This is a genomic window from Mycobacterium sp. ITM-2016-00318 (genome assembly GCF_002968285.2).
In the GTDB taxonomy this organism is placed as follows: domain Bacteria; phylum Actinomycetota; class Actinomycetes; order Mycobacteriales; family Mycobacteriaceae; genus Mycobacterium.
Window position 1 is genome coordinate 5,418,840 of record NZ_CP134400.1, and the last position, 22,356, is coordinate 5,441,195.

General features: G+C 67.1%; 20 protein-coding genes and 1 pseudogene. 15 read left to right on the forward strand and 6 right to left on the reverse strand.

From position 1 onward, the window contains the following. Positions 1–3 precede the first annotated feature (3 nt). From C6A82_RS26700 to C6A82_RS26745, 10 genes and pseudogenes are all read left to right on the forward strand, one after another. Positions 4–764 (forward strand): annotated as a pseudogene (locus C6A82_RS26700) (DUF1707 domain-containing protein). Between the two features lie 138 nt (positions 765–902). Next, entirely contained in the window at positions 903–1,454 is a 552-nt protein-coding gene (locus C6A82_RS26705; protein WP_105347547.1) for a PadR family transcriptional regulator, read from the forward strand. 48 nt (positions 1,455–1,502) lie between these two features. Continuing rightward, positions 1,503–2,579 carry an inositol-3-phosphate synthase gene (locus tag C6A82_RS26710; protein WP_105347561.1) on the forward strand — a complete coding sequence of 359 codons (1,077 nt, stop codon included), beginning with the start codon at positions 1,503–1,505 and terminating at the stop codon, positions 2,577–2,579. 99 nt (positions 2,580–2,678) lie between these two features. Next, entirely contained in the window at positions 2,679–3,596 is a 918-nt protein-coding gene (locus tag C6A82_RS26715; RefSeq protein WP_105347545.1) for an alpha/beta fold hydrolase, read from the forward strand. A 111-nt stretch (positions 3,597–3,707) separates the two neighbouring features. After that, positions 3,708–5,792 carry a PhoX family phosphatase gene (locus tag C6A82_RS26720; RefSeq protein WP_105347543.1) on the forward strand — a complete coding sequence of 695 codons (2,085 nt, stop codon included), beginning with the start codon at positions 3,708–3,710 and terminating at the stop codon, positions 5,790–5,792. A gap of 22 nt (positions 5,793–5,814) precedes the next feature. After that, positions 5,815–6,606 carry an LLM class F420-dependent oxidoreductase gene (locus C6A82_RS26725; RefSeq protein ID WP_105347542.1) on the forward strand — a complete coding sequence of 264 codons (792 nt, stop codon included), beginning with the start codon at positions 5,815–5,817 and terminating at the stop codon, positions 6,604–6,606. A gap of 97 nt (positions 6,607–6,703) precedes the next feature. Continuing rightward, on the forward strand, positions 6,704–7,390 hold the full coding sequence (locus C6A82_RS26730; protein ID WP_105347540.1) for a GntR family transcriptional regulator: 687 nt from the start codon (positions 6,704–6,706) through the stop codon (positions 7,388–7,390). A 49-nt stretch (positions 7,391–7,439) separates the two neighbouring features. Next, the gene (locus C6A82_RS26735; RefSeq protein ID WP_105347538.1) at positions 7,440–9,239 is read left to right on the forward strand and encodes an ABC transporter substrate-binding protein/permease; all 1,800 of its coding nucleotides are present in this window, start codon (positions 7,440–7,442) and stop codon (positions 9,237–9,239) included. Beyond that, a complete protein-coding gene (locus C6A82_RS26740; protein ID WP_105347536.1) occupies positions 9,239–9,979 on the forward strand; it encodes an amino acid ABC transporter ATP-binding protein in 741 nt (246 codons plus the stop codon). The genes C6A82_RS26735 and C6A82_RS26740 overlap by 1 nt, the downstream gene beginning before the upstream one ends. Positions 9,980–10,036: 57 nt before the next feature. Then, the gene (locus C6A82_RS26745; RefSeq protein WP_105347535.1) at positions 10,037–10,504 is read left to right on the forward strand and encodes a MarR family winged helix-turn-helix transcriptional regulator; all 468 of its coding nucleotides are present in this window, start codon (positions 10,037–10,039) and stop codon (positions 10,502–10,504) included. Here the strand turns inward: C6A82_RS26745 and C6A82_RS26750 are convergent. Beyond that, the gene (locus C6A82_RS26750) at positions 10,501–11,841 is read right to left on the reverse strand and encodes an MGH1-like glycoside hydrolase domain-containing protein (RefSeq protein ID WP_105347560.1); all 1,341 of its coding nucleotides are present in this window, start codon (positions 11,839–11,841) and stop codon (positions 10,501–10,503) included. The two genes, C6A82_RS26745 and C6A82_RS26750, sit on opposite strands and share 4 nt — an antisense overlap. Positions 11,842–11,875: 34 nt before the next feature. On the opposite strand from C6A82_RS26750, the gene C6A82_RS26755 reads away from it, so the two are divergent. Further along, positions 11,876–12,541 (forward strand): SDR family oxidoreductase, encoded by a 666-nt coding sequence (locus C6A82_RS26755; protein WP_105347558.1) that lies wholly within the window; start codon positions 11,876–11,878, stop codon positions 12,539–12,541. Positions 12,542–12,589: 48 nt separating this feature from the next. Here C6A82_RS26755 and leuS read toward each other — a convergent pair whose 3' ends face one another. Continuing rightward, positions 12,590–15,466, reverse strand: a complete 2,877-nt coding sequence (gene leuS / locus C6A82_RS26760; RefSeq protein WP_199193900.1) for a leucine--tRNA ligase — start codon at positions 15,464–15,466, stop codon at positions 12,590–12,592. 171 nt (positions 15,467–15,637) lie between these two features. On the opposite strand from leuS, the gene C6A82_RS26765 reads away from it, so the two are divergent. Both C6A82_RS26765 and C6A82_RS26770 read left to right on the forward strand, forming a co-directional pair. After that, on the forward strand, positions 15,638–16,534 hold the full coding sequence (locus C6A82_RS26765; protein WP_105347533.1) for an LpqN/LpqT family lipoprotein: 897 nt from the start codon (positions 15,638–15,640) through the stop codon (positions 16,532–16,534). A 34-nt stretch (positions 16,535–16,568) separates the two neighbouring features. Next, positions 16,569–16,961, forward strand: a complete 393-nt coding sequence (locus C6A82_RS26770) for a hypothetical protein (RefSeq protein WP_105347531.1) — start codon at positions 16,569–16,571, stop codon at positions 16,959–16,961. A gap of 16 nt (positions 16,962–16,977) precedes the next feature. Here C6A82_RS26770 and C6A82_RS26775 read toward each other — a convergent pair whose 3' ends face one another. Next, positions 16,978–17,583: a YqgE/AlgH family protein gene (locus C6A82_RS26775; protein WP_311101564.1), complete on the reverse strand. Its 606-nt coding sequence runs from the start codon at positions 17,581–17,583 to the stop codon at positions 16,978–16,980. Positions 17,584–17,661: 78 nt separating this feature from the next. On the opposite strand from C6A82_RS26775, the gene C6A82_RS26780 reads away from it, so the two are divergent. Further along, positions 17,662–18,945 (forward strand): MFS transporter, encoded by a 1,284-nt coding sequence (locus tag C6A82_RS26780; RefSeq protein ID WP_105347529.1) that lies wholly within the window; start codon positions 17,662–17,664, stop codon positions 18,943–18,945. A 10-nt stretch (positions 18,946–18,955) separates the two neighbouring features. Beyond that, on the forward strand, positions 18,956–19,729 hold the full coding sequence (locus C6A82_RS26785) for a TIGR03084 family metal-binding protein (RefSeq protein ID WP_105347555.1): 774 nt from the start codon (positions 18,956–18,958) through the stop codon (positions 19,727–19,729). 31 nt (positions 19,730–19,760) lie between these two features. Here C6A82_RS26785 and C6A82_RS26790 read toward each other — a convergent pair whose 3' ends face one another. The 3 genes from C6A82_RS26790 to C6A82_RS26800 all read right to left on the reverse strand — a co-directional run bounded on the left by C6A82_RS26790 (position 19,761) and on the right by C6A82_RS26800 (position 22,283). Then, a complete protein-coding gene (locus C6A82_RS26790; protein WP_105347527.1) occupies positions 19,761–20,231 on the reverse strand; it encodes a peptidoglycan-binding protein in 471 nt (156 codons plus the stop codon). Positions 20,232–20,412: 181 nt separating this feature from the next. Then, the gene (locus tag C6A82_RS26795) at positions 20,413–20,835 is read right to left on the reverse strand and encodes a pullulanase (RefSeq protein WP_105347525.1); all 423 of its coding nucleotides are present in this window, start codon (positions 20,833–20,835) and stop codon (positions 20,413–20,415) included. Positions 20,836–20,852: 17 nt separating this feature from the next. After that, the gene (locus C6A82_RS26800; RefSeq protein ID WP_105347524.1) at positions 20,853–22,283 is read right to left on the reverse strand and encodes a CCA tRNA nucleotidyltransferase; all 1,431 of its coding nucleotides are present in this window, start codon (positions 22,281–22,283) and stop codon (positions 20,853–20,855) included. Positions 22,284–22,356 lie beyond the last annotated feature (73 nt).

Below are 22,356 nucleotides of genomic sequence, written 5' to 3' on the forward strand. Positions count from 1 at the left end.
GACGTGGCGACGCGGCAAACCCCTGGAACGCGGGCAAAAGACAGCGACCGTTCCGACACCTGCCAGGTACTCGACAGCGCGCTCGCCGAAGGCCAGCTGTCGATGGAGGAACACCGGCAACGGGTGAGCAGGGCCACCAACGCTGCCACGCTCGGCGAGCTGCAGTCGCTGGTCACCGATCTACAGACAGCCAATGCCCCGGTGAAATCCCCTCAAGCTTTGGGCCCAGCCGACCTTGAGGAAGCGGCCCAGCCTTCCCAACGGTGCCGGCTGGGGTCTGCGCCTCGCGACCGCCGCGGTGCTCGTGCTCCTCGGCATGGGCATCGGCTGGGGCCTCTACGGCAACACCAGCTCGCCGCTGAGCTTTCAGACCGATCCCGGCGCCAAGGTCCGACGGAGTTCCCGCCAAAGTGCTCACCCCGCCCCGGCAGCTGCAGTCGATGGGCGGCCTCAACGGGTTGTTCGAGCAGATGCGGCAGAAGTTCGGCGACACCATCGGCTTCGAGATGAACATCCGGCCCGATCGCGCCACGCTCTACCGACCCGGCGCCGACGACCCGCGCCGCAAGCTGATGTACGACCGCGGGGCGCCAGAGACGCTGAAGATCCCGCGCAAGGACATCTCCGACACCTGGATCGACATCGAGCCGTCAAGGATTCAGCCACCCCCGACGCCGTCAACGTTCGTCGTCAGCAGCGATTTCGGCAGCGGCTACATCGACCTGGCGCCGGACGGCGCGATCAAACAAGTCATGGCGCAGTAACGAAAGCCGAGCTCAGGAGCGTCTCGGTGACCAACTTGTGGCGTCAAATATATCGGCGCGATACAGTTGTGCGAGGTGTCGGGACGTCGTAGCGGCGTGGGGACCCCAGCGCAGCGAGGGGACAAAGGAGGTGGTTCGATGCTGGAGCTCGCAGTGCTGGGTCTTCTGCTCGAGTCGCCCATGCACGGCTACGAGTTGCGTAAAAGATTGACGGGCCTCCTCGGTGCTTTCAGGGCCTTCTCCTACGGCTCGCTGTATCCGGCATTGCGCCGGATGCAGGCCGACGGCCTGATCGTCGAGGACGCGGCGCCCGACGGGGCCTCCAAGGTGCGCCGTGCGCGCCGGGTGTATCAGCTGACCGACGCGGGCAAGAAGCGCTTCGCCGAGTTGGTGGCCGACACGGGCCCACAGAACTACACCGACGACGGATTCGGCGTTCATCTCGCCTTCTTCAACCGCACCCCGGCCGAAGCCAGGATGCGGATCCTCGAGGGCCGCCGTCGACAGGTCGAGGAACGCCGAGAAGGTCTGCGCGAAGCGGTCGCACGGGCCAGCAGTTCGCTTGATCGTTACACCCGCCAACTGCACCAGTTGGGATTGGAGTCCAGCGAGCGCGAAGTGAAATGGCTCAACGATTTGATCGCGGCCGAGCGGGTAGCTCAAAGTCGCGCCGAGCAGTCCCCCAGCTAGCAAAAAGCATCAGATTTCCAAGTGTGGATCGAGAGGAAGAACGTCGCCATGACTGAGAACACCGAGGTGCGGGTCGCGATTGTCGGTGTCGGTAACTGCGCAGCATCGCTTGTCCAGGGTGTGCAGTACTACCACGACGCCGACGAGACCAAGACGGTTCCCGGCCTGATGCATGTGCGATTCGGTCCGTATCACGTCCGCGACGTCAACTTCGTCGCCGCCTTCGACGTCGACGCCAAGAAGGTCGGCTTCGACCTCTCCGAGGCGATCTTCGCGTCGGAGAACAACACCATCAAGATCGCCGACGTGCCGCCGACGAACGTCACGGTGCAGCGCGGCCCGACCCTCGACGGCATCGGCAAGTACTACGCCGAGACCATCGAGGTGTCCGACGCCGACGCCGTCGACGTCGTGAAGGTCCTCAAGGACAACAAGGTCGACGTGATGGTGTCCTACCTGCCGGTGGGCTCCGAAGAGGCCGACAAGTTCTATGCCCAGTGCGCCATCGACGCCGGTGTCGCGTTCGTCAACGCGCTGCCCGTGTTCATCGCCTCTGACCCCGTGTGGGCCAAGAAGTTCGCCGATGCCGGTGTGCCGATCGTCGGTGACGACATCAAGAGCCAGGTCGGCGCCACCATCACCCACCGCGTGATGGCCAAGCTCTTCGAGGATCGCGGCGTGCAGCTCGACCGCACGATGCAGCTCAACGTCGGCGGCAACATGGACTTCCTCAACATGCTCGAACGCGAGCGCCTCGAGAGCAAGAAGATCTCCAAGACCCAGGCCGTAACGAGCAACCTGCAGCGCGAGTTCAAGACCAAGGACGTGCACATCGGCCCGTCCGACCATGTCGGCTGGCTCGACGACCGCAAGTGGGCCTACGTGCGGCTGGAAGGCCGCGCCTTCGGCGACGTGCCGCTGAACCTCGAGTACAAGCTCGAGGTCTGGGACTCGCCGAACTCGGCGGGCGTCATCATCGACGCGGTCCGCGCGGCGAAGATCGCCAAGGACCGCGGCATCGGCGGCCCGGTGGTCGCCGCCTCGGCCTACCTGATGAAGAGCCCGCCGCAGCAGCTGCCCGACGACGTGGCTCGCGAGCAGCTCGAAACGTACATCGACGGCTAGAAGCCGAAGCCGAGCTCTGCTGGTACGTCGGTGGCGAACGCCGCTGGCACATCGCGACATCCAGCGCATCTGAATTTCGGTCGTGCGTAGGGTTTAGCCATGGCCGAGATCTCCGACGACGACCTGCTCAACCTCGACGAGTTCGCACTGCTGCCGGAGAATGCCGAGCAGATCGGCCACACCGGCCCACTGCCCACCGTCAGCCGGATCGATGCCGGTGATATCAGCGCCCTGAAGTGGGGCAACGAGCCGCCGGAGGCGGTGTTTCTTCACGGCGGCGGCCAGAACGCGCACACGTGGGACACCGTCATACTCGGTCTCGGCGTGCCCGCGCTGGCCGTCGATCTGCCAGGGCACGGCCGCTCGGCGTGGCGCGACGACGGCGACTACGGCCCCAAAACGAATGCCGAAACACTGCGGCCGCTGCTGCGCGAATGGGCGCCCAGCCCGCGACTTGTCGTCGGGATGTCGCTGGGCGGTCTCACCGCGCTGCGGCTCGCGGCCACCGAACCGGCGATGGTTCCCGAGCTCGTGCTCGTCGACGTCACGCCCTCCGCGCCGGAGCGCCACGAGGAGATGACGAAGGCGCAGCTCGGCGCGGTTGCGCTCGTGCGGGGCGAGCGGGAGTTCCCGTCTTTCGAGGCGATGCTCGGCGTGACCATCGAAGCCTCGCCGCACCGCGATCGGAAATCGTTGCGGCGCGGCGTCTTCCATAATTCGAAGCGCAACGACGACGGCACTTGGACGTGGCGCTACGACACCTTCCGCGGCGGCAAGGACAGGCAGATGCCCGAGTCGTTCCAGGGCCTCTGGGACGACGTGCCCGCGATCACCATGCCGACCACCCTCGTGCGCGGCGCCAACTCGTTTTTCGTCAACGACGAGGACGCCGCCGCGTTCGCCGAGGGTGCTCCTGGTTTTCAGCGCACCCACGTTGTCGCGGACTCGGGCCACTCGGTTCAGGGCGACCAGCCCCGCGCTCTGGTCGAGATTCTGCGCGGGGTGCTCGGCGCCTGACGTTGCCGGTTGTTCACCCATAAGTTCCCAACCGCTTGTCGGCTTGACGTACATTCCGCCGTACCGGCCGCCAGCCCGCGGCCGGTACTCCTGTCGGAAGGATCCGCAGCCATGGCGCTCGTGCCGTTGAACCTCTTCGTCACCCACGACGGGAAGTCCAAGCGGCAGCATGTGACGTGTCGGTACAAGTGCGGCGACGCCTGCTCAAAGCCCGTCCGAAATACCAGCGACAACGAATACTTCGGCGACATCGCCAAGGCAGTCTCGCGTCGTTCGATGCTGCAGGCGAGCGGCATCGCGGTACTGGCGGTGGGCGCGGGTTCGGCGCTGGCCGGCTGCGGAAGTAGCGAACAGCAGGCGGCGACCCCGACGTCATCGACCGAGCCGGTAGGGGAAACACCGGCAGGCATGAAGTTCGACGCGGTTGCACCCAACAGCGAAGACGCCGTCGTCATCCCCGCCGGGTACAAGCAGGGCGTCGTGATCAGCTGGGGCGACCCGATTCTCGACGGTGTACCGAAGTTCGACATCCGCAACCAGACCGGCGCCGCCCAGCGCGGGCAGTTCGGCTTCAACAACGACTTCGCCGCCCTGCTGCCGATGGCCGGGCAGCCCAACCGGTTCCTGTTGGTGACCAACCACGAGTACGTCACGCCGTTGTTCATGTTCCCCGGCTACAAGGTGGACGCACCCACCCGCGAGCAGTTCGACGTCGAGATCGCGGCGATCGGGATGGGCGTCGTCGAGGTCGAACGGGTGCCCGGCGGCGGCCTCAAACCCGTGATGAGCACCTACAACCGGCGCATCACCGCCGACACCCCGATGACGCTCGTCGGGCCCGCGGCGGGCACCGACTTCGTCAAGACGGCCGCCGACCCGGCAGGCCGCACGGTCCTCGGCACGTTCGCCAACTGCTCTGGCGGCATAACACCTTGGGGCACAATCCTTTCCGGTGAGGAGAACTTCCAGCAGTACTTCGGCGCCGCCGAGGGCACCGCGAAGCCCGGTCCGGTGGACGCCGACCGGTATGACCGCTACGGCATTTCGGCAAAACCATCCGAACTGCTGTGGGAGACGTTCGACCCGCGCTTCGACGTATCGGGGAGTCCGAATGAGCCCAACCGGTTCGGCTACATCGTCGAAGTCAACCCGTGGGATCCGAACTCGACGCCGGTCAAGCACTCCGCGATGGGCCGGTTCAAACACGAGGGTGCCAACATCTACATCACCGACGACGGCACCGTGGTGGCCTACAGCGGCGACGACGAGCGTTTCGACTACATGTACAAATTCGTCTCCAGTAAGAAGATGCGGTCCGCGGGAGACAAGGGCGACCCGACGGCGCTGGCCCACAACATGACGCTGCTCGACGAGGGCACGCTCTACGCCGCCAAGCTGTCCAGCGACATCCCGCCCGCTCAGATCGACGGCTCGGGCAAGCCGCCGGCAGGCGGCGCCTTCCGCGGGACGGGAACGTGGCTTCCGTTGCTGCGCTCGGGCCCTGACGGTCAGGCCGAGTCGCTCGTGGCCGGCGTGACCGCGCAGGAGGCCGCGGTGTTCACCCGGCTCGCCGCGGACAAGGCCGGCGCCACCAGAATGGACCGCCCAGAAGACTTCGAGGCCAACCCGCAGACGGGCAAGGTGTATGTCGCGCTCACCAACAACGACGAGCGCGGCGCGCCCGGCGAGGCGCCGCCGGACGCCGCCAACCCGCGCAACGACAACAAGAGCGGGCAGATTCTCGAGATCACCGACAGCCACGCGGGCACCGACTTCACCTGGGACCTACTGCTCGTGTGCGGCGATCCGGCAGCCGCCGACACGTACTTCGCCGGATTCGACAAGACGAAGGTCAGTCCGATTTCGTGCCCGGACAACGTAGCGTTCGACAGCCACGGGAATCTGTGGATCTCCACCGACGGAAACGCGTTGGACTCCAACGACGGACTGTTCGCCGTCGCACTGGAAGGCCCGAACCGGGGTGAGACCAAGCAGTTCCTCACCGTGCCACTCGGGGCGGAGACCTGCGGGCCCATCATCAGCGACGATCTGGTGACGGTCTGCGTGCAGCATCCCGGCGAATACGACGACAACAGCATCGACAACCCGCTGTCCCGATGGCCGGAAGGCGGCAACGGTACAGCGCGCCCATCGGTCGTCGCGGTGTGGCGGACCGACGGTCGGATTGGTGTCTAGCCAAACCGGGAATGATGGACCTGTGCCTTCAATTCGTGTCGGCGTGCAGCTGCAGCCGCAACATTCCCCCACCTACGGCCACATCCGCGACGCCGTTCGACGGTGTGAGGACATCGGTGTCGACGTCGCGTTCAACTGGGACCACTTCTTCCCGCTATACGGCGACCCCGACGGTCCACATTACGAATGCTGGACGATGCTCGGCGCATGGGCGGAACAAACGTCGCGCATCGAGATCGGCGCGCTCGTCACGTGTAATTCGTACCGCAACCCGGAATTGCTCGCCGATATGGCACGCACCGTCGACCACGTCTCCGACGGCAGGCTGATCCTCGGCATCGGGTCGGGCTGGAAGCAGAAGGACTACGACGAATACGGCTACGCGTTCGGCACTGCAGGCAGCCGGCTGGACGATCTGGCGGAAGCGTTCCCGCGCATCCAGTCGCGGCTGGGCAAGCTCAACCCGCAGCCGACACGCGACATCCCGGTGTTGATCGGCGGCGGCGGTGAGAAGAAAACGCTGCGCCTTGTCGCGGAATACGGCGATATCTGGCACTCATTCAGCGATAGCAGCGAGTACCCGCAGAAGTCGGACATCCTCGCGCGACACTGCGCCGACGTCGGGCGCGACCCTTCGGCCATCGAACGATCGGCCGGGGTCTCCGGTAAGGGAACCGACGCGCTGCTCGCCGAAGCCGACGCCCTGGCCGACCTCGGAGTCACCCTGTTGACCGTCGGCGTCAACGGGCCCGACTACGACCTGAGCGACGCAGAAGCCTTGTGCCAGTGGCGCGATAGGCGCGCGGGGAACTAACTCAGCTTAGGCTGGGCGAGTACCGCAGACACACGAATGTGTCTCATTCTGCCAATTTCTGCCTAGCGGCCAATTCGCGTGATTAACTTGCGCCGCTATGCCGAAGAGGTATGGAATCAAGGAGAAGGACCAGGTTGTTTCTCATCTCATCAACCTGGTGCTCACTGGCAAGTTGCGTTCGGGGGACCGCGTCGACCGCAATGAGATCGCGCACGAACTCGGGGTGAGCCGGGTGCCGATCCAGGAGGCCGTGGTTCAGCTCGAACACGACGGAATCCTGTCGACGCGCTACCACCGCGGCGCCTTCGTCGAACGCTTCGACGAGTCCGTCGTGCTGGAACACCACGAGCTTCACGGCCTGCTGCTCGGCCTGGCGTCGGGGCGCGCGGCGAGCGATCCGCGACAGGCAGTGCTGTCTGCGCTCACTACGTTGACCGACTTCATGATCGCCAACCGCGAATCGCGCGCATTCCAGGAAGCGGCCTGGCAGTACCGGCAGACCATCAACGAGGAGTACGCGGGCCCGCGGTTGCTCGCCGAGATCCGCGCCTCGCAGAGCTTCATTCCTCGGTCGTTCTGGGTGACCTACCTGAACAACCACGACGAAATGCTGCCGTTCTACGAAGCGGAGACCACCGCCATCCGCAGCCACGACGCCGACGGTGCGCGAGCCGCGTGCGCAGGCCGCGCGGAAGCCATGGGGCGGATCATGGTCGCCGAACTGGTACGCCGCGGCGTGTTCAGCCCGTCGGCCCTGGCCACGCAGCCGCCGGTTGCGTTCTGAATGAGCTGAAGCCGGTTTCAACGTTCGCTCGGCGGCTACGTTGATTCCAATGACCCCCCTCCCGGGCCGGACAGCCAAAGCGTTCGTCCTCGCGCTCGTCGCGCTGCTGGTCTTCAGCCTTCCAATGGCCGGCCCCGCCGTCGCCGACGCCGACCAATGCGCGCCGCCTGGCGTCGACAGCGCGAGCGCAGTACCGACGAACCTCGCATCCGCGGCGGCGGGTCCCGGTGAGGACAAGTACACGACGCCCACGGTCGCACCGCTGGACACCGTGAAGCCCGATGCGCTGAATCTGGGCACACCGGGAGTGCTCACCGTCGGCACACTGTCCGACGCCCCGCCGAGCATCTGCATCGACTCAGCGGGCCAGTTCACCGGCTTCGACAACGAGCTGCTGCGGGCGGTCGCTGAAAAGCTGCGCGTGCGAATCAATTTCGTCGGCACGGAGTTCTCCGGGCTGCTCGCCCAAGTGGCCTCGCGCCGCTTCGACGTCGGCTCCTCGTCGATCACCACCACCGATGCGAGGCGGCGCACAGTCGGGTTCACCAACGGCTACGACTTCGGCTACTTCTCCCTTGTCGTGCCAACGGGGTCACCGATCACCGGATTCGACAAGCTGGCCGCAGGCCAGCGCATCGGCGTGGTTCAGGGCACCGTCCAGGAGGCCTACCTCGTCGACTCGTTGAAGCTGGACCCCGTCAAGTTCCCCGACTACAACACCGTCTACGCCAGCCTGAAAACCAAGCAGATCGACGCGTGGGTCGCTCCGTCACAGCAGGCGCAGGGTACCGTGCAGCCCGGCGACACCGCCGAGATCATCGAGAACACCTTCAGCCTGGACAACTTCGTGGCCTACGCGGTCGCCAAGGAGAACAAGCCGCTGATCGACGCGCTGAACTCCGGGCTGGACGCCGTCATCGCCGACGGCACATGGGCGCGGTTGTACGCCGACTGGGTGCCGCGCGAACTTCCGCCCGGCTGGAAGCCGGGTTCCAAGGCCGCGCCGGTGCCGCAGCTGCCTGACTTCGCCGCGATCGCAGCGAGCCATCAGGACGAGCGGGTGGATTCGGCTGCGGCTCAACCGAAGTCGACGATGTCACGATTGGCCGCCTCGTTCCTCGACTGGGACCTGTACAAGCAGGCGATTCCCGACCTGTTCACGACCGGCCTGCCCAACACGTTGATCCTGACCGTCAGCGCCAGCGTGATCGGCCTGCTGCTCGGCATGGCGCTGGCCGTCGCGGGCATCTCGGGCTCCCGATGGCTGCGCTGGCCCGCGCGCGTGTACACCGACATCTTCCGCGGCCTGCCCGAGGTGGTGATCATCCTGCTGATCGGCCTCGGCGTCGGGCCCATCGTCGGTGGCTTGACCGGCAACAACCCGTACCCGCTCGGCATCGCGGCGCTCGGATTGATGGCCGCGGCCTACATCGGCGAGATCTTCCGCTCCGGCATCCAGAGCGTGGAACCGGGCCAGCTCGAAGCGTCGCGCGCGCTCGGCTTCAGCTATCCGGCCTCGATGCGACTGGTCGTGGTGCCGCAGGGGATCCGGCGTGTGCTGCCCGCGCTGGTCAACCAGTTCATCTCGCTGCTCAAAGCCAGCTCGCTGGTGTACTTCCTCGGGTTGGTCGCCAATCAGCGCGAGCTGTTCCAGGTCGGCCGCGATCTCAACGCACAGACCGGCAACCTGTCGCCGCTGGTCGCCGCGGGCCTGTTCTACCTTGCGCTGACCATTCCGCTGACTCACCTGGTGAACTACATCGACGCCCGCCTGCGGAAGGGCCGCCCGGCCGAGCCGGAGGATCCGCTGTCGCCATTGAACCCCGCCACGCCGCAGGAGATGATCTGATGCCGGCCGCATTCACGCCAGTCTCCCTGGCAGGCAGTGATATTCACCTGGCGTTCGGACCGAATGCGGTGCTGCGCGGTGTCGACATCGAGGTGCCTGCGGGTAACACCGCCGCGGTGATCGGGCCGTCCGGATCGGGCAAGTCGACGCTGCTGCGTACGCTCAACCGACTCTACGAGCCCGACAAGGGCGACATCCTGCTGGACGGGAAGTCGGTGCTCGGCGACAACCCCGACGCGTTGCGGCAGCGGATCGGCATGGTCTTCCAGCACTTCAATCTGTTTCCCCATCGCACCGTGCTCGACAACGTGACGCTGGCACCGCGCAAGCTCAAGAAGCTCAGCGCCGACGAGGCCCGCGAGCTCGGGCTGGCTCAGCTCGAGCGCGTTGATCTGCGGCACAAGGCCGACGCCCGGCCTGGCACGCTGTCCGGCGGCCAGCAGCAGCGTGTCGCCATCGCGCGCGCCCTCGCGATGACACCGCAGGTGATGTTCTTCGACGAGGCCACTTCGGCGCTCGACCCTGAACTCGTGAAGGGGATCCTGGCATTGATCGCCGACCTCGGCGCCGACGGCATGACGATGGTCGTCGTGACGCATGAGATGGGCTTCGCCCGCTCGACGTCGGACACCGTGGTGTTCATGGATCACGGCAAAGTCGTCGAATCGGGGCCGCCCGAGCGGATCTTCGACGGCGCGGAGACCGAAAGACTACAGAGATTCCTGTCACAGGTGCTGTAACCACAAACATTGCGCGATTGCATACCGTCAGACCCTGACAGGTTAGACTAGCGAACTATGGTGGAGACCCAAGCGCAGGTCGACGAACTGGCAGCTGAGCTGCAGCGCGTCCTGTCCAAGCTGTTCTCCGTCCTGCGACGCGGTGACGCCAATCGGGGCACGGCAGGCGACCTGACCCTGGCCCAGCTCTCGATCCTGTTGACGCTGCTGGAAAAGGGCCCGATCCGGATGACCGATCTGGCTGCCCACGAGCGCGTCCGCACCCCGACGACGACCGTTGCGATCCGCCGCCTCGAGAAGCTGGGACTCGTGAAGCGGTCGCGCGACCCCTCCGATCTGCGCGCCGTCCTGGTGGAGGTCACCCCGCGCGGCCTCGTCCAGCACCGCGAGGCACTCGCTGCGCGCCGGTCCGCGCTGGCCGCGATGCTCGGCAGGCTGACCGATGACGACGTCGAAACCCTGACCAAGGCGTTGGGCCCGATGGAGCGGCTCGCCGATCAGGAAGCCGGCCAGGAAGGCAGCTAGCCCAACCAGTCCAGTACCGCCGCGGCGGTCCATGACTGTTGCATGCTGCCCAACGGTTCTCCGGTGAACGGTTCGTAGTACTCGGCGAAGGTCCCGTCGCTGGCCTGCCGGAGACCTTCGCGGCGCAGAATCAGCGACCGCTCGGCCCAGCCGCGGCGGGCGAATGCCCAGGAGAACAGCCAGGTCATCACCGGCCAGACCGGTCCGCGCCAGTACTCCCTGGAGCGGAAGTCACGCGACACCGGCGATGTGGACGGGATCAGCGCGTACTTCAGGTCGGGATGCCCGCAGAACCGCGGACCTTCCAACAACCGCAGCAGTGTGCGCTCCTTGGCGTGCGGAAGCCCACCACACAGCAGCGGCGCGAACTGAGCGACGGTTTCGGTGGCGACCAGCCTGCCGGCGCGGACGTCGTAATCCCTTGCCGCGCCGGTTCGTTCGTCAGCAATCTCGACGACGCCCGCGCGGAACCTGTCCGACCATGCGTAGAGATCTCTGACATCGGCGTGCGGGCGTTTGTAGTCTTCGCCGATCTCGGCGAGCACGGAGCAGGCTACCGACAAGATCGCCGACACGAAGACGTCCTCGACGGCGAAGCTCATGACCTTGGGCAGCAACTCGTCGTCGTAGCGCACCGACTTCATCTCCTCGACCAGCCACAGGTAGCGGTCGTACTCCGTGTCCGACGGCCGTTGGCTGGCATCGGTGACGATGGTGTTGTCCTCGCGCCGGTATTCCGGCACATTGCCCGCAATCACGTTGGCGTAGGCGGCATCCCATCGCGGTGAATTGTCCATGCCGGACTCCCACCCGTGGTAGAGCGTCACCCGGCCGTGCGACTTCGGGTCGCGCGCCTCGGCGAGCCAACGGTGCCAGCGCACCAGGTCGTCCCAGCGACGGTCCAGAAAGGCTTCGGCCACCGCGCGGGTCGAGCGGCCGCGGGACCGGGCGTGGTCGAGGATGCGCTGCACGGCGATCGCATGCACCGGCGGCTGAGTGATACCCGATGTGTGCCGCGACCGCGGCGCGTAGGCGGCCAATGCGGACGTCGCCCACCGCGCTGGTCCGGGGAAGTAGCCGTCGACGCCGTTGGCGAACACGATGTGCGGGATCATTCCGTTGGCCCACTGCGCCGAGAGCAGGGTGTCGAGCTCGACGACCGCGCGCTCGACGCTCAGCGGCGCGAGGCCGATGGCGACGAAAGCGGCGTCCCAACTCCACATGTGTGGGTACAGCAGCGGCGCCGCGGTCGTCATCGAACCCAGGTCATTGCCGCGCAGCAGATACGCGGCGCGTGCCGCGAGTTGCGTGGGGGCGAAGCTGGGATCGGGTGCCATCTCCACAATGATCGCAGTCGGTAGGGTGACCGGCATGCCGACCGCCTTCATCACCGGGCCAGCGGGTGGGCTGGGCACGGCCATCGCCGATGCCCTGGCCCCCACCCATACGCTGTTCCTCGGTGGTCGACCGTCGGACCGGCTCGACGCGCTGGCGCAGCGGTTGGGTGCGACGACGTGGCCGTTGGACCTGGAAGACAGCGAGTCGATCGCCGCGGTCGTCGAGCCGATCGACGAGCTCGACGTGTTGATCCACAATGCGGGCGCGGCCTTCCCCGGACGCGTCGCCGAGTCGACTGTCGACGAGTGGCGGGTCACGATGGAGGTCAATGTCATTGGCGCGGTTGCGGTTACGCTCGCGCTGCTGCCCGCGCTGCGCAGTGCAGGCGGTCAGGTGGTGTTCATCAACTCCGGTGCGGGCATCAACGCGTCGCCCGGTCTGGCGTCGTACACGGCCAGCAAGTTCGCATTGCGCGGCTTTGCCGAGTCGCTGCGCAACGACGAGCCCGAGCTGCGCGTGACGTCGATCCATCCCGGACGGATCGCGACGGCGATGCAGGAGGACCTCGTCGCCTACGAGGGTCGCGACTACAAGCCCGAACACCTCTTGGCGCCCGACACCGTCGCGAAGATCGTCGCCGAGGCCGTCAACGCACCGCCCGACGCCGATATCCGCGAGGTCATCGTCCGCCCCCGGTGATTTGGGCGCTCGCAGTCACGCTGAGGATGACTCAGGGCGCCGAAATCGCTAGACGACGAGGTTGACCAGGCGACCGGCCACCACGATCACCTTCTTGGGGGTCGCGCCGTTCAGAAACGCCTGCACCTTCTCGTCGGCCAGCGCGGCCGCCTCCATCGCATCGGCATCCGCAACGGCGGGCACCGTGACGTGCCCGCGCACCTTGCCGTTGACCTGCACCGGCAGCTCGACGGTGTCGACGGTCAGATAACTCTCGTCGGCAACCGGGAACGGACCGTGCGCCAGCGACGTGTCATGGCCGAGCCGAAGCCACAGTTCCTCGGCAAGGTGCGGCGCCAGCGGCGCCACCATCAGCACGAGCGGTTCGACCGCCGCCCGCGGCACATCCCCGCTGTGCCGCTTCGTCAGGTGGTTGGTGTACTCGATCAGCTTGGCGCCCGCGGTGTTGTTGCGCAGCGACGCATAGTCTTCCGAGACCCCGGCGATCGTCCGGTGCAGTGCCCGCAGCGTCTCGTCGTCCGGAGTGTCATCACTGGCCCGCAACTGCCCGGTTTGTTCGTCGACCACCAACCGCCACACCCGCTGCAGGAATCGGTACGCGCCCACAACGTCTTTCGTCGCCCACGGACGCGACGCCTCAAGCGGACCCATCGACATCTCGTACATCCGCAGCGTGTCCGCGCCGTAGTTGTCGCAGATCTCGTCGGGCGACACCGAGTTCTTCAGGCTCTTACCGATCTTGCCGAACTCCTGATTGACCTCGATCTCACCGTCGGGTCCCGTCCAGAAGAACTTCTTCTCCCGCTCAACGACTTCCGCGGCGGGCACATAGGTGCCGCGCGCATCGGTGTAGGCGTGCGCCTGGATGTAACCCTGGTTTACCAGCCGCCGGTACGGCTCCCGCGACGACACATGGCCGAGGTCGTAGAGCACCTTGTGCCAGAACCGCGAGTACAGCAGGTGCAGCACCGCATGCTCGACACCGCCGACGTACAGGTCGACACCGCCCGGGTCGTCCTGGCCGTGCTCGGCGGGTCGCGAGCCCATCCAGTACGCCTCGTTCTCCTTGTCGCACAGGGCTTCCGAGTTGCGCGGGTCCGTGTAGCGCAACTCGTACCACGAGCTGCCTGCCCACTGCGGCATGACGTTGGTGTCGCGGGTATAGGGCTTGAGGCCGTCGCCGAGGTCCAGCTCGACGTTCACCCAGTCGGTCGCCTTGTTCAGCGGCGGCGACGGCACGCTGTCGGCGTCGTCGGGGTCGAACAGCACCGGAGAATAGTCCTCGATGTCGGGCAGTTCGACCGGCAGCTCGGATTCCGGCAAGGGGTGCGCGCGGCCGTTTTCGTCGTAGACGATCGGGAACGGCTCGCCCCAGTAACGCTGCCGCGCGAACAGCCAGTCGCGCAGCTTGTACTCGACGCGGGAGCGTCCGCGACCGTCGGCCTCGAGCCGGGCGGTCACCGCCTCCTTCGCCGATGCCACGCTGAGGCCGTCGAGAAAGCCTGAGTTGACCATCTCCCCGTCGCCGTTGTAGGCCCCCTGTGAAATGTCGCCGCCTGCAACGACTTCGACGATCGGCAGCCCGAACTGCGTCGCGTAGTCCCAGTCGCGCTGGTCGCCGCCGGGCACCGCCATGATCGCGCCGGTGCCGTAGCCGAGCAGCACATAGTCGGCAATGAAGATCGGGATACTCGCGCCGTTGACGGGGTTGGTCGCGTAGCTGCCGAGAAACACGCCGGTCTTGGACTTGTTCTCCTGGCGCTCCAGGTCCGACTTCGCGGCGATCGAGGCGCGGTATGCGGCCCCGGCGGCCGCCGGGGTGGCTCCGTCGTAGGTCCACCGGGGGTCGACGCCGTCGGGCCAATCCGCGGCGGTCAGCTGCTCGACGAGCGGATGCTCCGGTGCCAGCACCATGTAGGTCGCCCCGAACAAGGTGTCGGGCCTTGTGGTGAAGACTTCGATGTCGCCCGCATCGGTGCCGAACAACACCGCGGCGCCTTTGGACCGACCGATCCAGTTGCGCTGCATGGTCTTGACCTTGTCCGGCCAGTCCAGCACGTCGAGGTCCTCGAGCAGCCGATCCGAGTAGGCGGTGATCCGCATCATCCACTGCCGCAACCGCTTCCGGAACACCGGGAAGTTGCCGCGGTCGCTGCGCCCATCGGAGGTGACCTCCTCGTTGGCCAGCACTGTGCCGAGCCCGGGACACCAGTTGACCATCGAGTCGGCCCGGTATACCAACCGGTGTGAGTCGATCACCTCGGCGCGCTCGTCGGCGGACAACGCCGGCCACGTCCTGCCGTCCTCGAGGCTCCGCTGCCCGGAGTCGAACTCACCGACCAGTTCGTCGATGCGGCGGGCCCTGTTCAGCTGCTTGTCGAACCACGCGTCGTAGATCTGCAGGAAGATCCACTGTGTCCACTTGTAGAAGTCGACATCGGTGGTGGAGAAACTGCGCCGCGCGTCGTGGCCGAGCCCGAGCCGGCCCAGCTGTCGGCGGAAGTTGACGATGTTGGCCTCAGTCCGGGTCCGCGGATGGGTACCGGTCTGCACGGCGTACTGCTCCGCGGGCAGACCGAACGAGTCGAAGCCCAAGGCGTGCAACACATTGCGACCCGTCATACGGAAGTAGCGGGCGTAGACGTCGGTCGCGATGTAGCCGAGCGGGTGGCCGACGTGCAGACCCTCGCCCGACGGGTAGGGAAACATGTCCAGCACGAACATCTTGTCGGCCGGAACCGGTGTGCCGTCCGACGGCGCGAGTGAGCCCACCGGGTTGGGCACATGGAAGGTTCCCAGCAGCTGCCACCGCTCCTGCCAGGCATGCTCGATCTCCCCGGCCAGCTTCGCGGTGTACCGATACTGCGGGGTGTCGGCGTCGGTGACCGACTCGCTACTCACGTGAACAGGGTAAAGGTCTGCCACCGCCCGTCCGTCGGCCACGGGCAGGTATCGGTTGCGTTGCGGAGCGGTCAGAGCTTCATTCCAGCTCGGTTCCAAGGCTGGTGGCTGACTCCGCGCGGGGGTTACGGTCGCCCCCTGACCTGGGGCATGTCCTGCCCGTGGCAGGGGGACTCTCACGAAGGGATTCGGGCGATGATCGGAGATGCTCGCCGCTGGCGGATTCTGGCAGGTGCGGTGGCTGCGGGCATGGCCGGCGTGCTCGGGGTGACGGCCAACACGGCCGCGGCCGAACCCCTCTATCCCCTGCCCCCACAGCCTTCGCCCGCGTCCCAGCCGGTCACCGTCATGCCGGGCTCGGCGCAGGCCAGACAATCCACCGGCCAGCTCGGCATCGCACCTGCCGCGCCCGCGGCGCAATCACTGGCCACCCCGGCACTGCCGCCCGGCGCGGCGGTGCCGGCCCCACAGACGCTGATACCTGCGAACTCGCAGACCCTCAATGACTACTTCCATGAGAAGGGCATCAAACTCGAACCGCAGGCGGCCCGCGACTTCACGGCGCTCAACATCGTGCTGCCCGTGCCGCGCGGCTGGTCGCAGGTGCCCGATCCGAACGTGCCCGACGCGTTCGCGGTGCTCGCCGACCGGGTCGGCGGCGACGGGATCTACACCTCCAACGCGGCGCTGGTGGTCTACAAGTTGGCCGGCGGCGACTTCGATCCGAAGGAGGCAATCACCCACGGCTTCATCGACAGCCAGTTGCTGCCTGCGTGGAGCACCACCAACGCATCACTTGCGGACTTCGGCGGAATGCCCTCGGCGATGATCGAGGGCTCCTACCGCGACAACAACATGTCGCTCAACACCGCGCGCAGGCACACCATCGCGACCTCGGGTCAGGACAGTTACCTGGTATCGCTGGCGGTCACCACGACGGTCAGGGAAGCCGTCCCCACCGCGAACGCCACCGACGCAATCACCAACGGCTTCAGGATCACTGCGCCGGGCGCGCCCGCTGTGCCGGCACCCGCCGCGCCCGCTGCGGCAGCAGCCGCTGCGCCTGCACTGGCGCAGGCGCCGCCCCGGTAGCGCGCGGGCTGCGGCGCCCTTTAAGGTAGGCCGCATGCTTTTCGCGGCGGTGGGATGCCTGTGTGCCGCCCTTGTCACCGCCGCACTCGGCGGATGGACGTTGTCCCGCCCGCGCTCCGCCGACGTCGTGCGACAGGTCCTCCGCGCTGTCGCCCCCACCCAGCTCGCCGCCTCGGCGATGTTGACCGTCGCGGGCGTGGTCGCGCTGTCGTTGCAACCCGAGACGGGTGCTGTCGTGGTGATCGTGTGCGTGCTCGGCGCCGTCGCCACGGTCGCGGCCGGTTGCTGGCAGAGCGCCAAGTTCGTGGTCGCTCAGACCACGGGGGCTGCCGCGTGCGGGACCGCATCCAGCGGATGCGGCGGCGGCGCCTGCGCAAGCTGCACGCTGTCAAGGGGCCCAGCCGCGCAGGCCGGTCATACCGCTTGAGGCCGGCCGACCGGAACTAGTTGCGGCTGATATCGATCGGGTGGGTCGCCAGCAGCGACAGGGGAAGCGGCTGACGGCGCAGCACCCGTCCCCACAGGTCCACCCTCGCCGAGACCAGAACGTCGGACGGTAACGCGGACAACACGATCCAGTCGTCGCGCGCGATCTCGCCCTCGAGTTGGCCGATCGTCCAGCCGGAGTATCCAGCGAAGATCCGCACGCCTTCGACCATCGGCGCTATCGTCTCGGGTTCGGCGTCCAGATCCACCATCACCATCCGGCCCTGCACATGCCGGATACCCGGCACCCCGTTCGGTTCGGTGCCCACCCGCAAGGTGGCCAGGCACAGCGCGGCATCCCGCTTGACCGGGCCGCCGATGAACATGGTCTTGGGTTTGGTGGCGAGCTTCGCCCACTGCGGCAGCACGTTGTACACCGCGGTTTCGCTTGGCCGGTTCAGCACCACCCCGAGGGTGCCGCCGTCGTTGTGTTCGACGATGTAGATGACGCTGCGGCGGAACGTCGGCTCGAGCAGATCGGTGTTGGCCAGCAGCAGAGTTCCGGCGCGCACCCGGTTCGCTGTCGGAGCGACAAAGTCCTCCGGATCCTCTGACTGTGCCACTCCACCATCATGGCACCAGCGAACCATTGAGGTGGCGAACGGGCGCGGCCCGCCGGGATATTTGTACTGTGAATTCCCGTGGCTGACGCACGCGCTCCGCTGGACCTGTGGCGGTCCGTGCGCGGCCTACCCCACTTCTGGCGGCTGCTCGAACTGCGGACGACGAGCCAGTTCGGTGACGGCCTGTTCCAGGCCGGGTTGGCGGGCGGACTGCTGTTCAACCCCGAACGCGCGGCGGGACCGTGGGAGCTCGTCGGAGCGTTCGCCGTCCTGTACCTGCCGTACTCGGTCCTCGGCCCGTTCGCAGGCGCCCTGCTCGACCGCTGGGACCGCCGGACCGTGCTGATCGGGGCCAACGCCGCGCGCGTCTTCCTGGTGCTCGGCATTGCCGCGCTGCTGGCCTCCGGCGCCGGCGACCTGTCGATCCTGTTCGGCGCGCTGATCGCCAACGGCTTCACCCGGTTCGTGTCCTCCGGCCTGTCCGCCGCACTGCCTGACGTCGTGCCGCGCGGACAGGTCGTGACGATGAACTCGGTCGCGACAGCCACCGGAGGCGTGGCGACGTTTCTCGGCGCCGGGTTCATGCTGGCGTCGAGACCGTTGCTCGGTTCCGACGACAAGGGCTCTGCGGCAGTCCTTTTCATCGTCGTGGTGCCTGTGTTGCTGGCCCTGCTGTTGTCGGTGCGCTTCCCCCGCCACGTGCTCGGACCGCACGAGAGTGCGCGGGCCATCCACGGTTCCGTGGCCTACGCTGTCGCGACCGGATGGCTGCACGGCGCCCGCACCGTGCTCGCCGTTCGGACCGTCGCGGCCACGCTCGGCGGCCTGGCCACCCACCGGATGGTGCTGGGCATCAACAGCATGCTGGTGTTCGTCATGGTGCGCCATGTCGACACCCACAGCGTCGCAGGGTTCGGCACCGCGGCACTGTTCTTCTTCATCACCGGGATCGGGTCGTTCATCGCCAACGTGATCACCCCGAGCGCGGTCGGCCGGTGGGGCCGCTACCGCACCGCCAACGGGGCGCTGCTCCTCGCGGCGGTCATGCAGCTCGGCGGCGCAGGCCTGCAGATGCCGATGATGCTGCTGTGCGGGTTCCTGCTCGGCCTGGTCGGTCAGGTGGTCAAACTGTGCGCCGACACAGCCATGCAGATCGACGTCGACGACGCGCTGCGCGGTCACATGTTCGCGGTGCAGGACGCGTTGTTCTGGATGTCGTTCATCGTCGCGCTGACCGCTGCGGCGGCCGTCATCCCCGCCGACGGCTACTCGCCGGGACTCGTCGTCGCAGGCTCAGTGCTCTATCTACTCGGGTTTGCGCTGCACGCCGGCGTCGCTCGCCGTGCCCGACCGCCGGGCTAAGGTGACCCGCATGGCGACAGCCCGCCCGATCGTGGATGACCTTCGCGCCGAAAGCGACCACCTCGACGGATTGGTCGCCGAGCTTCCCGATGAGCGCTGGGCAGAGGCCACCCCCGCAGCGGGGTGGACCATCGCGCACCAGATCGCGCACCTGCTGTGGACCGACCGGGTCGCGCTGCTGTCGGTCCATGACGAGGCCGCCTTCAACGAGGTGCTGGGCGCCGCCGCGGAAGATCCGCTCGGGTTCGTCGACCGCGGCACGGAGGAGGTCGCCGCGGGCGCGCCGACCGAGTTGCTGGCCGACTGGCGCGCGACCCGAAACCAGCTGCACGACGCACTGCTGACGGTGCCCGACCGCCGCAAGCTGCCGTGGTTTGGGCCGCCGATGAGCGCCGCCTCGATGGCCACCGCGCGGCTGATGGAGACCTGGGCGCACGGCCTCGACGTCGCCGACGCCCTCGGGGTGAAGCGGCCGCCGACTGCACGGCTTCGCTCCATCGCCCACATCGGCGTCCGGACACGCGATTTCGCGTTCGCGATCAACGGCCACGCCGCACCGGAAGATCCGTTCCGCGTCGAGCTCGCCGCACCCAACGGCGATACCTGGACGTGGGGTCCCGAGGACGCGCGGCAGCGGGTGACCGGTTCGGCGGAGGACTTCTGCCTGCTGGTCACCCAGCGGCGGCCTCCCTCGACCCTCGACGTGACGGCCGAGGGTGACGACGCGCAGCGCTGGCTGACGATCGCGCAGGCCTTCGCCGGACCGCCGGGACCGGGGCGCTGACACCCGGTCCCGACGCCTGCGTTCTGCGCACTCAGCTGTAGAGCGCTTCCCACGTCTTGGGGCCGACGATGCCGTCGACTTTCAACGGGACGTTGTCGCAATCGGTGAGGATGGCCTGCACATTCTTGACAGCGGTCTCGGTCAGCTTGCCGTAGTCGCCGTCGACCGGGCCCGGGTCGTAGTCCGGGTAGCCCCAGCTCTTGAGAATCTCCTGCACCAGGAATACCGGGTTCCCCTTCGAGCCCTTCTTGATGATTGGCGGGGTCAGTCGCGACCACGTCATCGGCCCGACGATGCCGTCGACGGCCAACGGGAACGAGAACGAGAAGAATTCGCCGACGCTGCGGTCCAGCTGATAACGGATGACCCGGTTGCGGGTGATCGGTCCGAATACGCCGTCGACCTCGCTGAGGTCGACCAGATAGCGGCGGCAGTACAGCGCCTGCTGTGCCTTCTTGACCGCTTCGCCGGTTGAACCGATTTTGATGATGGGATCAGCCATGGGAGTGCTCCTTTCGTGTGGTTCGAGCAGGACGAACGGTCCCGCTTCGGCGTCGGGAAATCCCGAGTAGGCGGCTACCTGAATATGGGGCGCGCGCTCCCTGACGCAGCGAGTAGTGCGCGCCCTGTGAAAGTGCGTGTGCGCCAGCGCGGTCGGCTACGGTCAGCCCGCGCCGCGCGAGCTACAGGTCGTTGGCGACGTCGGCCCTGCCGTCGCCGTTGCTGTCTGTCAGCTTGAGGTCCCACGTTCCGTCGCCGTCGGTGTCGACATAGCCGAGCCCGTCGCCGAGCGCGCGGTCGGCCAGCCCGTTGCCGTCGACGTCGAGCAGGCGCAGTCCCCTAGCAAGCTGGGGGCCCAGCCCGTCGCGATCCACGCTCACCGCCCAGGTGCCCGACCCGTCATCGGTGAAATAGTTCTGCCCGTCGAGCACGGCGTGATCGGCGACGCCGTCGCCGTCGAGGTCGGCAAGCAGGTCATCGACGGTGCCGTCGCCGTCCACATCGAGACCGATCGCGTCCAGTGCGCCGTCGGCATCGAGGTCGGTGTTCGGCGGTGCGCTCCACATCGTGGCCGAGCCGTCGCCGTCGGAAAGGCAGTAGTCCACACCGATTGGACGTCGGCTCAGCTCCTGGCGTTCCACCACTTCAGCAGTTCGGCCACCGCCTCGTCGTGGCTGAGGGGCCCGCGGTCGAGGCGGAGCTCCTTGAGGTGGTTCCACGCCTGCCCGACCTGCGGGCCAGCCGGGATGTCCAGGATCTTCATGATCTCGTTGCCGTCGAGGTCGGGACGTACCCGCTGCAGGTCCTCTTTCGCCGCCAATTCGGCGATCCGCGCCTCGAGGTCGTCGTAGTTGGCCTGCAGCCGGGCCGCGCGCCGCTTGTTGCGGGTGGTGCAGTCGGCGCGCACCAGCTTGTGCAGCCGCGGCAGCAGCGGGCCGGCGTCGGTGACATAACGCCGCACCGCCGAATCGGTCCACTTTCCGTCGCCGTACCCGTGGAAGCGCAGGTGCAGGTACACCAGCTGCGACACATCGTCGACCATCTGCTTGGAGTACTTCAGCGCCCGCATCCGCTTGCGGGTCATCTTCGCGCCGACCACCTCGTGATGGTGAAAGCTCACCCCGCCGTCGGACTCGTGCCGACGCGTCGAGGGCTTGCCGATGTCGTGTAGCAGTGCCGCCCACCGCAACACCAGATCGGGACCGTCCTCGAGCGCGATCGCCTGCCGCAGCACAGTCAGCGAATGCTGGTACACGTCCTTGTGCTGGTGATGCTCGTCGATGGCCATCCGCATGGCACCGATCTCGGGCAGCACCACATCGCCGAGGCCGGTGTCCACCATGAGGTCGACGCCCGCAGGCGGATCCGAGCCGAGCATCAGCTTGTCCAGTTCGGCGGCCACCCGCTCGGCCGTGATCCGGCCCAGCTGGTCTGCCATCGCCACCATCGCCTCCCGCACCCGCGGCGCCACGCCGAACCCGAGCTGCGAGACGAACCGGGCCGCACGCAGCATCCGCAGCGGGTCGTCGCCGAACGACACCTCCGGCGCTGCGGGGGTGTCGAGCACGCGGGCGCGCAGCGCCGCCAAACCGCCCAGCGGATCAAGGAATTCGCCGGGACCCTCTGGCGTGATGCGCACCGCCATCGCGTTGACGGTGAAGTCGCGGCGGATGAGATCGTCGTCGAGACGGTCGCCGAAGCGCACCTCCGGATTGCGGGACACCTGATCGTAGGTGTCGGCGCGGTACGTGGTGATCTCCATGCGCTGGTCGCCCTTGCCGACCCCGAGCGTGCCGTATTCGATGCCGGTCTCCCACAGCGCATCCGCCCACGACCGCAACATCCGCTGCATCTCGTCGGGCCGCGCATCGGTGGTGAAGTCGAGGTCGGTGCCGAGCCGGCCCAGCAACGCGTCGCGCACGCTTCCGCCGACCAGATACAGCTCGTGCCCGGCGTCAGCGAACAGTCGCCCGAGACCGCGAAGGACATCGGCGTGCCGATTCAACGCCACCTGGGCGGCGACGAGCGGTTCAGCGTTGTCGGACACGGTCAATGAGCGTAGAGGTAACGGTCCTGCACCGAGCGGCGAGTGCGGGAGGAGCGAATTCTCATGCCAGCTACTATCG

What these genes read in the sequence shown, in the direction of transcription:
- C6A82_RS26705 (WP_105347547.1), top strand. Translation starts at nt 903, where the DNA reads ATGCTGGAGCTCGCAGTGCTGGGTCTTCTGCTCGAGTCGCCCATGCAC.
- C6A82_RS26710 (WP_105347561.1), top strand. Translation starts at nt 1,503, where the DNA reads ATGACTGAGAACACCGAGGTGCGGGTCGCGATTGTCGGTGTCGGTAAC.
- C6A82_RS26715 (WP_105347545.1), top strand. Translation starts at nt 2,679, where the DNA reads ATGGCCGAGATCTCCGACGACGACCTGCTCAACCTCGACGAGTTCGCA.
- C6A82_RS26720 (WP_105347543.1), top strand. Translation starts at nt 3,708, where the DNA reads ATGGCGCTCGTGCCGTTGAACCTCTTCGTCACCCACGACGGGAAGTCC.
- C6A82_RS26730 (WP_105347540.1), top strand. Translation starts at nt 6,704, where the DNA reads ATGCCGAAGAGGTATGGAATCAAGGAGAAGGACCAGGTTGTTTCTCAT.
- C6A82_RS26735 (WP_105347538.1), top strand. Translation starts at nt 7,440, where the DNA reads ATGACCCCCCTCCCGGGCCGGACAGCCAAAGCGTTCGTCCTCGCGCTC.
- C6A82_RS26740 (WP_105347536.1), top strand. Translation starts at nt 9,239, where the DNA reads ATGCCGGCCGCATTCACGCCAGTCTCCCTGGCAGGCAGTGATATTCAC.
- C6A82_RS26745 (WP_105347535.1), top strand. Translation starts at nt 10,037, where the DNA reads ATGGTGGAGACCCAAGCGCAGGTCGACGAACTGGCAGCTGAGCTGCAG.
- C6A82_RS26750 (WP_105347560.1), bottom strand. Translation starts at nt 11,841, where the DNA reads ATGGCACCCGATCCCAGCTTCGCCCCCACGCAACTCGCGGCACGCGCC.
- C6A82_RS26755 (WP_105347558.1), top strand. Translation starts at nt 11,876, where the DNA reads ATGCCGACCGCCTTCATCACCGGGCCAGCGGGTGGGCTGGGCACGGCC.
- C6A82_RS26765 (WP_105347533.1), top strand. Translation starts at nt 15,638, where the DNA reads ATGATCGGAGATGCTCGCCGCTGGCGGATTCTGGCAGGTGCGGTGGCT.
- C6A82_RS26770 (WP_105347531.1), top strand. Translation starts at nt 16,569, where the DNA reads ATGCTTTTCGCGGCGGTGGGATGCCTGTGTGCCGCCCTTGTCACCGCC.
- C6A82_RS26785 (WP_105347555.1), top strand. Translation starts at nt 18,956, where the DNA reads ATGGCGACAGCCCGCCCGATCGTGGATGACCTTCGCGCCGAAAGCGAC.
- C6A82_RS26790 (WP_105347527.1), bottom strand. Translation starts at nt 20,231, where the DNA reads ATGGCTGATCCCATCATCAAAATCGGTTCAACCGGCGAAGCGGTCAAG.